At 37.1% G+C, this 8,280-nt stretch carries 8 protein-coding genes; 7 read left to right on the top strand and 1 reads right to left on the bottom strand.

The features are described 5' to 3' along the window. The 6 genes from ACLUJM_RS11685 to ACLUJM_RS11660 form a co-directional block, all read left to right on the top strand. Nucleotides 1–1,430, top strand: a 1,430-nt coding sequence (locus tag ACLUJM_RS11685; protein ID WP_412412883.1) for a hypothetical protein, incomplete at its 5' end; no start/stop codon positions are given. Nucleotides 1,431–1,433: 3 nt separating this feature from the next. Beyond that, entirely contained in the window at nucleotides 1,434–2,345 is a 912-nt protein-coding gene (locus ACLUJM_RS11680; protein WP_412412882.1) for a M23 family metallopeptidase, read from the top strand. 160 nt (nucleotides 2,346–2,505) lie between these two features. Next, on the top strand, nucleotides 2,506–3,222 hold the full coding sequence (locus tag ACLUJM_RS11675) for a hypothetical protein (RefSeq protein ID WP_008727336.1): 717 nt from the start codon (nucleotides 2,506–2,508) through the stop codon (nucleotides 3,220–3,222). 164 nt (nucleotides 3,223–3,386) lie between these two features. Beyond that, complete coding sequence (locus ACLUJM_RS11670; RefSeq protein WP_008817455.1) at nucleotides 3,387–4,508, top strand: FtsK/SpoIIIE domain-containing protein; 1,122 nt, start codon at nucleotides 3,387–3,389, stop codon at nucleotides 4,506–4,508. Then, the gene (locus tag ACLUJM_RS11665) at nucleotides 4,474–5,262 is read left to right on the top strand and encodes a hypothetical protein (protein ID WP_412412881.1); all 789 of its coding nucleotides are present in this window, start codon (nucleotides 4,474–4,476) and stop codon (nucleotides 5,260–5,262) included. Before ACLUJM_RS11670 ends, ACLUJM_RS11665 begins: the two co-directional genes overlap by 35 nt. 532 nt (nucleotides 5,263–5,794) lie before the next feature. Continuing rightward, entirely contained in the window at nucleotides 5,795–6,724 is a 930-nt protein-coding gene (locus ACLUJM_RS11660) for a hypothetical protein (protein WP_008817456.1), read from the top strand. A 634-nt stretch (nucleotides 6,725–7,358) separates the two neighbouring features. On the opposite strand, the gene ACLUJM_RS11655 is transcribed toward ACLUJM_RS11660, so the two are convergent. Beyond that, the gene (locus ACLUJM_RS11655) at nucleotides 7,359–7,601 is read right to left on the bottom strand and encodes a hypothetical protein (RefSeq protein WP_008727344.1); all 243 of its coding nucleotides are present in this window, start codon (nucleotides 7,599–7,601) and stop codon (nucleotides 7,359–7,361) included. Between the two features lie 173 nt (nucleotides 7,602–7,774). Here ACLUJM_RS11655 and ACLUJM_RS11650 point away from each other — a divergent pair, with 173 nt between their 5' ends. Beyond that, complete coding sequence (locus ACLUJM_RS11650) at nucleotides 7,775–8,017, top strand: hypothetical protein (RefSeq protein ID WP_002611880.1); 243 nt, start codon at nucleotides 7,775–7,777, stop codon at nucleotides 8,015–8,017. Nucleotides 8,018–8,280: the final 263 nt, after the last annotated feature.

Below are 8,280 nucleotides of genomic sequence, written 5' to 3'. Positions count from 1 at the left end.
ATCTAACGATAGAGGGCTTGCAAAAACGATTAAACGTGATATTGGATAAGATGGAATCTGAGGGCATGTACAGCGCCATACAGACAGATAATTTACGAGCTGATTATAAGGCGCTGACAAGCTATAGTGACCCTGTGCGAAAGATGGTGGCATCGGAAACAGTCGCAAAAATGATGCTGATTGATAATGCATCTAAGGTGTGTGCATCTGCTCCTGTTTTGGGATATACAAAAGCGGGTGTTTATGCTAATGATTTCAATGCCTTTATGTATGATTCATACAATATCGTTTCCATTGGTTCAACTGGATGTGGAAAGTCAGCATTCATGAAAAATCTTGGTGAAGGTGTATGCTTGACGCGGGATATCCAATATCTGTTGGATATCGACGAAGAATACAAAGAGTATTGTGAAGAATTAGATATACCAAGGATATCTATGAGTGAAGAAAATTACATGAATATGCTACAGATTTATTATGTATCAAACAATGATATGATAATCAGAAATGAAGATATCATGACAAAGATTGATTCCATGAAGAATCGCTTTGCTACATATCATGATTGCGACGGTAATTCAACGGTCGTTTTACAATATGCTTTATTGTTGGAACAGGTATACAGTGATTTTGTCGGGAAAAAGATTACGGAGTATGAATATGAAGACTGGCCTGTGCATAATGATGTCCTTGCACTGCTTTTGGATAAAGTGAAAAAAGGTGATTATCCAGAAGAAGCAAAAAGTGATTTGTATGAATTAGAACTTGCCCTTTCTGATATGATAAAGGTTAATGGTGCTTTATTTAATAAACATACGAATGTACAGGTAGACTTGAATCATGATGTATGTTTTGATTTATCTTTTTTACGTAATACAGATGGTGTCAAACTAAAAGCATCTTATCTTACACAGATATTGGAATTTTTGGGACAAGGTCTATTTATGAACCGGTTGTATAATGAAACTTTAGCAAAGGAAAATGGTGTGTTTTTAAAGGACTTACCACGACCTTACAGAGCATTGCGTATAAAAATCGACGAATTTTTACAGTATAGTCTTGATAGATATTTTTTGTATAAGACAGACAGTTTTTTAAAGCTGATGCGGAAATGCTATGCAGGGCTTGAAATCATCGTGCATACGACAAGTGACCTTAATAAATCAAATGATGTAAACGGCGATTTACTAAAGGGTATTTTTGAATTGTGCACGAATAAAATCATTGGCAGGATTGACGGTGAATCAAAGGAAACTTTGAAAAGTCTAATCACCGGTTTAACGGATGCGGATGTAAATACCATTGCAAAGTTCAAAAAAGGTAGGAACGGCGCACGACAATTCTTAATCATCGATGACCACAAGGATAAATTCTGGGTCACGACGATATTGTCAGAAAAACAGAAAGAGTATTTCCGTGGTGGTGTGTAATCAGTGAAAAAGATATTGCTGATTATTCTTGCACTATCCCCTTTTATATGTTTGATAGGTCTAGGTGCGGGTGCGATAAGTGCATATGAGACAGCGGAAAAAGCGGCTTTGTCTATATTGATAAAAAATAAGAAAGACCCTGCCGGAAGTGAAAAGGAATGTAAATATACGACGGATGCAAAGATATTTGACAAGGAAACAGAGAAGCTGCGTAAGGAAACAGAGAAGCTGCTTAAGGATAAAGATTATACGAACGCTGTACTTGCAATATATCTGTTAAGTGATAAGAAATCAGAAATCAAAGATATTGCTAAAAAAATAAATGATTTGAATGATTATGCTTATAAGAATGATATCATTGAAAGGAATCTTGTCATACAGGCGTATGAGTATGGTAAAGGTTATATTGATTATTTTAAGGAAGCAAAATATAAGTCTCATGCCTTGGAGGTGTCTCAGCGATATTACAATAAACTGATGCCGGATGAAAGAAAAGATTTCGATTTCAGTTTTTTTATAAACGTATTAAGCCGTATAGATAAGCAATGTAGTAATGTTGAAATTGCAGATACAAGGTTGCCGCTTGAAAAGCCTTTTGCAATCACACAAGACTATGGCGCTCCTGGTGCAAGTGCAGCCTTTGACTGGCATTTTGGCGTTGATTTGGTAAACCTAAACAATAACGGTGGATATGGTGCAAAAGTATATGCATTTACAGATGCCGAGGTGTGGCAAAGTTATGCATCTTGTGAGCCAAACGGCGGATATCTGGGTAATTGGTGCGGTATTATCGAGGGCGGTGGTAATCAGGTAGTCCTTAAATTTGAGCGTAACGGACAGACTTATTATGCAGCATATTGGCATATGGCAGATATCAAAGTTAATACAAAGGATAAGGTAAAGCGGGTCAGGTAATCGGTACACAAGGACATAGCGGAAATAGCGCTGCATCGCATCTGCATCTGGAGATTAGGAAAGAACCGCCTGCATGGGGAAAAAGTTCTAGTGATTTAGTAAATCCGAATCACATCATAGATTTAAGAAGCGGCATAAAATAAGCAGAAAGGAGTATTATATGGGCTTTGATTTTAATATACGCTATGGCAAGCGTAAGATTGATTTATCAAAAGGCGGCACTTGGAACAAGCCATTGATAATCTGTATCATAATCATTATGATTTTTATAGGTCTTGCAGTTACCAGTAAACAGTGGTTGCCGGATGATAGGATAAAAAATACGATGCATACGCAAGAAACGCTCTTTTATAACCGTGTGAATGTGGATACCTGTAAAACGGTGTATGTGGATACCTCGAAGCGGCTTGGACAAGCTGTATTTGAGGAAGAACGTACTATGGGAGAAGAAAAAAACTACCCTCTCATTTACAAGGTATATGATGATGCGGGCAACGAACTATCGCATTTTGTAGCAACAAGTGAAATGAAAATCACAGAAAAGGAACGTGGTCTTGGAAAGAGAAAAATCTTGATACAGTTTGCAGTGCCAAAGGATGTATACTATATCGACATCATGATTGAACAGAAAGACAATACTGTAAATCACGTATATATTGATTATCGGGATTTTGTTAAAAAGGAGCTTTATGAAAAAGGAAGTAAATACTTTGAATTTGTAGCACAGGAAGAAAAAAAGCTTGTTGATTTGCAAACTGATCTAAAGAAAGAAGAAGGCAAAAAGAAGCAGGATAAGGATGTAATCAATGAAAAGAAAGAAGTGCTACAGAAGCAAAAAGAAAAGGTAAAAGCAATCAAAAAGGGCGTGTATGACTAATTCCATACATGCCCTTTTCTTTAGGAGGTGAAAAGGATGCCATTTATAGGTCTGCCTAAGTGTAAAAAATGCAGCCTTTACACAAAAGATTATGTACAGCGTTATTGGGTCAAGTGTGACAAACGTTGTAAAATCTACTGTCAGAAAGAGAGGAAAAAACAGCAATGCCGTACAAAAAAATCTTATACTATCAAATAACGAATGCGTTATGGTACGTGATGCAATCCCCTTTTATATTATTGCGTTATATCTGGTGCAAGCTTAGAAAACAGCCTTATGACCGCTATAAACGAATATTGAATATACGGAACGAACTTAGAAAGGCTTGCGGCGTATATGGTAAACAGGATAAAGATAAAAACTGGAATATCGTTTGTAGCTATAAGTTGAAGCCCCGTAGTGTATCCGTTAAATTACGGATAGACAGCAAGAATGATACTGATTATGAAAAGTTTAAGGCGGATATACAAAAGTATACAGGTTGTACGACTGGTGAATATCACTTTAAAAATGGGTTTGGATATTTCGATGTTATTTTGCCTTATGAACCTGACAAGAAGTATGAGTGCGATAGAACGATGTTGAGCATTGGAACGGCTTCCGAGGGTGTTTATATGTGGAATTACAAAATGTATCCTCATGCGTTGATTGTGGGCGATACAGGACAAGGAAAATCTACGACTATGTTTTACATTATCAGCGCCCTGCTATCACAGTCGTTTGAAGTATGGATGATAGACGGCAAAAAGGTAGATTTTTATAAATATCAAAGTGAATTTGATTACTACTTGCCTTATGAAAGCGAAAAGTTTGACCTAGTAATAGAAATGATAGAATCATTTAAAAATGCAATGGATGCAAGACTGGATATGATGGCAGAAATGGGAATAAATAACTATACACAATCCCCTGACCTATCGCCTGTATTTTTGATAATCGAGGAATGGCTTGTTATTGCGGACGAAATGCCGAAGAAAAAGAAAGAGGAAGCACAAAAACTTATAGGTAAGATTGTACGGTTTGGGCGTGCTGCTGGATATAACTGTATCGTGACGATGCAGAGAGCGGATGCAGAGTTTATCACAACCAGTATAAGGGACAACTTTAAGCTTAAAATGGTGTTGGGAACGCCCTCAGACACCTCTTATGACATGATGTTTGGTGAATCTTTGGAAGGACTGTCCATCGGTAAAGCATGGGTGAAACAGGGACATAGATTGACAGTCGTAACGATGCCGGAATACACAGGAATTGACGAATGGAGGGGAGAACGTGAAACAACTTGATTTGTTTTCTACTGCATCTAAAACCGCCATAGAAACGGATGGTAGTGACCTTTCTGTTTTTGGTAATGATATTGTAATAGAAGACGAAACCACTGTCAGAGAGCCTGTATTGAAGCCACAAGAGGTGTCGTTTAAAAAAGGTCAATATGTGCGTACTCGTCATGGAGATATATATTTTATAGATGGACTGATGCCGTCACAAAAGGTCTTTGCAGGCTATAAAACGTTTAAAGATAGATACGGTAATCCATACCAGAAAACTGTGTATGTAAATCGTGAAAGAGCATATGCATACGTGATGAAGAATGGTAAGCAAGTAAAGACTGTAATCTGTCAAGAGGATGCCGTACTGCAATCCCAGTTTATCATTGATTTGGTGTTTAAGGGTGACTGTGTGTACACAGTGGATAATGGTAATCAGTATATTGAGCATAAGCAGATAGGTAAAATCATCAACAAAGAAGTTTTTACGTGGGATAAGACTATTCAAAGTACAAAGAAAGCGATAGTCCCCTACCCTAAAACATACGTAGTCTGCAACAAAGTAATATTGCATGAATGCGATATCGAAGGATTGGTGTCTCAAAAGCTAGACTATAGCCGCTATTTAATACAGGGGTCTCAGGTGTTTTCTGACTATTGGGGGTGGTGTATCGTTGATAAGATAATGAGCGGTAAAGTCTTGTGCAGCTGTTCTAGGTCTGATAGACCTGTATTTATATATTTTGACCAGATTAAAGCAGTCAAGGAATGATTGTGTGCGAACGCACAGCGAAGCCCTGAAAGGGTGATATCCGCCTTGTGTGGATATCATGAACGGAATAAGCAAAGTAATTGACAGTATCAAAAGAACAAAACATGCAATGTAAGACTATCACAACGAGAGCGTAAGCGTCCTAGAGATAAGCTTTTAATAAACTGTATTGTTTATGCAAAATAAGTTTAGAAGCGTATCTCTGGAGTGTCAGCTTGCGTTAAAGCAGCTTTGTTATGCCGTGTGATCGTGTGATGTCTTTGTATGATAAGCACAGGGACGAGTGTCTATATTCATCCCTGTGCCTTTGTATATACGACGAAAGGAGATACACAGGTTCAACGCTTAAAAACCTTGTTTTAGGTCATGGATGTTCATGCAAAGGGTGTAGTGCTATGTACCTGATAGGTGGACAATCTGCAAGGCACGTGGCATGTTGGGGCGAAGCCCCAAAACATGCCAAACGTGCCACGTGCCGACGCAGTCGGCACGCCTTAGCTTGGTTTAATAGTCACATAAGAACCATTTAGCCATGAAAAAATCGAAATTTGAACTATATAACATTAAGGTGATTGTGAGCGGTGATGTCGTGGAAATCTACCGCTATGAGGATGAAAGATACAAGAAGCTTCCAAGTGATGAAATTGAGGACACACAGGAAGCTGATGCGGAATCAGACAGTAAGACGAAAACACAATCACAAGCGGTAAAATCGAATGCTGAATATAAACGGAAGTTAGAAAACATCGCCAGAACGAAACGAAACCTCAAACGACTTATTGAAGCGAACATAAATCAATACAGCGAAAAAGACAAGTTTATAACGCTGGATTTTGCGGAGTATTTGAGCCGTGATAAAGTGATTTATTGTTTCAAGCAATTTAACAAGCGTTTGAGAAGGCAGTATCCGAACTATGATTATCAGTACATTGCAATCATAGAGCGTGGCGGTAATGGCACACAGCGGTTGCATCTGCACTGCCTGTTCTTTGGTCTGCCGTTTATAAATATCTATACGTTTCAAAAATTGTGGAAATACGGAAATGTGGACATGGAAGCTGTGAAGAATGGCAATGTAGCGAACTACGTGTTGAAGTACATTGAAAAAACGCTGGAAGATGGTTCATACATTCCAAAGGGTGCAAATTTCTACCTTGCTTCCAGAGGTTTAAAAAAGTCTGTGGAATCATATATGACGTATGAACAGTTCGAAGAATTTATGACTGAAAATCCTGATAAAGTAGTCGTATATGCCAATGAGTATGATAGTGAGTTTGTCGGCAGATATGAATACTATAAAATGTATAGTGCAGAACAGGCAGAAAAGAGAATGACAAAGCAAAAGTATGAATTATATCAGGAATACGGCGATTTTATCGACGAAGAGGAACGCCAGAAACAAGAAGTCTATGAAGCGTTGCTGATTGATTATAATGTATCACCGGAAGAAATTGGTTTATAGGAAAAAACAATTAGTAATGTTTAGGAGCGTTCATTTTAAAAAAATGAATGGGAGTGAACATTCCATCATTCGCAGAATGATGCTCGCCAGAAAGGAGGTATCCTGTGTGCGTTTGCTAAAAACGATTTACTGGAAAGCTGTTACTGTTCTTTCCATCTTTTCAAAAATCAAACGATTGTTTAGATTTTAAATGGATTTTTCACGGAGTGGGTCACCTGTAGCAAGAAAAAAAGGTTTTCGAGGTATAGGAAAAAATCCATGTTGTAAATTCTTTAAGTTGTGATATAATATATCTGTAGGTGAGTGGTAGTGTACCACGGAAAAAGGAGCGACGGCTAATCACTCCTTTTTTTTATAACCCAAGGTCAACTATATGCTATCTACGTTTTAGTTCCCTGATAATCAGGAGGAGTGCAACGAGAGTTAAAAACTCCGCGTACACCGGACTTCTCCATTCTCCCCTGCCCAGTTCCCCTGTAGGTGAGCAATAGTGACCTTAAATTATCCGCCATTTTTAAGCTGTTGGTGCTGTGATACTGAGGTGGCATAAGCCTTTCCTCCTGTCACCTTATGATGACAAATATATTATAACACACAGCACAAATAATTAAAAGGTATAAAATATAATTTATAATTATTTTTCGCTTAATTCTATGTCAGAAATAGAAAATTTGGTTAAAATTTCACCTGTTTCTTTATCAATAAATGCGAGGTCAGCGTTTCCATAATCGGCAATCAGGATTCCTTCTTTTAAATAATAGGAATTTTTTTTTGCTTTTTGCGAAAGATTAGGCTGGCTAATACCGTATGTTTTACTAAAACCGTTAATGTTCTTACCTCTTAGGCGTAAGAAAGAATCTATTTTATCTAATAGCATATTATCACTCCTTTCTGAAACAAATTATAGCATAGAAAATTATGTAAAATCAATTATAATTAAATATTATCACTAATAATTATGGAAATGCTTGAAATATATAATTATAAGTGATATAATATAAGTGTAAAGAGATAAGAATTAACAAAAAGCCATAAAGGAGGATTTTGAAAATGAAATATACAAAATGGTACAGACCGTGCGATAAACTGACAGTGGAAAAAGCAATCGAAAACGGCAAAAAAGATTTCAATGTAAAAACGGTAACAATTAGAACAAGCGGAGCATATTTGACAGAAGAACAATACAATGCGCATAAGGATGCTTTAAAAAACAGGATTGTTCTCTTTACAGATTACAATATGCTGACAAAAGATTTTTATGTAACGACTGAGTATGGGCATTTTAGAAAATGAGGGGTTCTTCCCTTTCCTATACACTGAAATTGAGCCGGCGCAAAAATAAAAAAAGATTCCGTACAGCTTCACGAACGGGACTTTTTGTGATGGTTTAAAAGTCAAAAAAATACAGAAAGAAGGTAATGAAATGTATAAATTCGGTGAATTTGATTCGTTTGAAGAAATCAACGAACTTGCAGAAAACCTATTCAATGAAGGTGATACTGATAGCATAAAAGTAATGGCAGCTGAAAACGGTATTCCTGAGGAAATGATACAAC

Origin of the sequence: Finegoldia sp. (assembly GCF_046991905.1) — a bacterium.
Classification (GTDB): Bacteria; Bacillota; Clostridia; order Tissierellales; family Peptoniphilaceae; genus Finegoldia.
The sequence above is the reverse complement of the archived record's forward strand: the minus strand, read 5'-3'. Positions and strand labels throughout refer to the sequence as shown.

Bases quoted from the DNA above. Each gene is read 5' to 3' on its own strand.
- ACLUJM_RS11660 (WP_008817456.1), top strand. From the start codon at position 5,795: ATGAAAAAATCGAAATTTGAACTATATAACATTAAGGTGATTGTGAGC.
- ACLUJM_RS11670 (WP_008817455.1), top strand. From the start codon at position 3,387: ATGCCGTACAAAAAAATCTTATACTATCAAATAACGAATGCGTTATGG.
- ACLUJM_RS11650 (WP_002611880.1), top strand. From the start codon at position 7,775: ATGAAATATACAAAATGGTACAGACCGTGCGATAAACTGACAGTGGAA.
- ACLUJM_RS11675 (WP_008727336.1), top strand. From the start codon at position 2,506: ATGGGCTTTGATTTTAATATACGCTATGGCAAGCGTAAGATTGATTTA.
- ACLUJM_RS11655 (WP_008727344.1), bottom strand. From the start codon at position 7,601: ATGCTATTAGATAAAATAGATTCTTTCTTACGCCTAAGAGGTAAGAAC.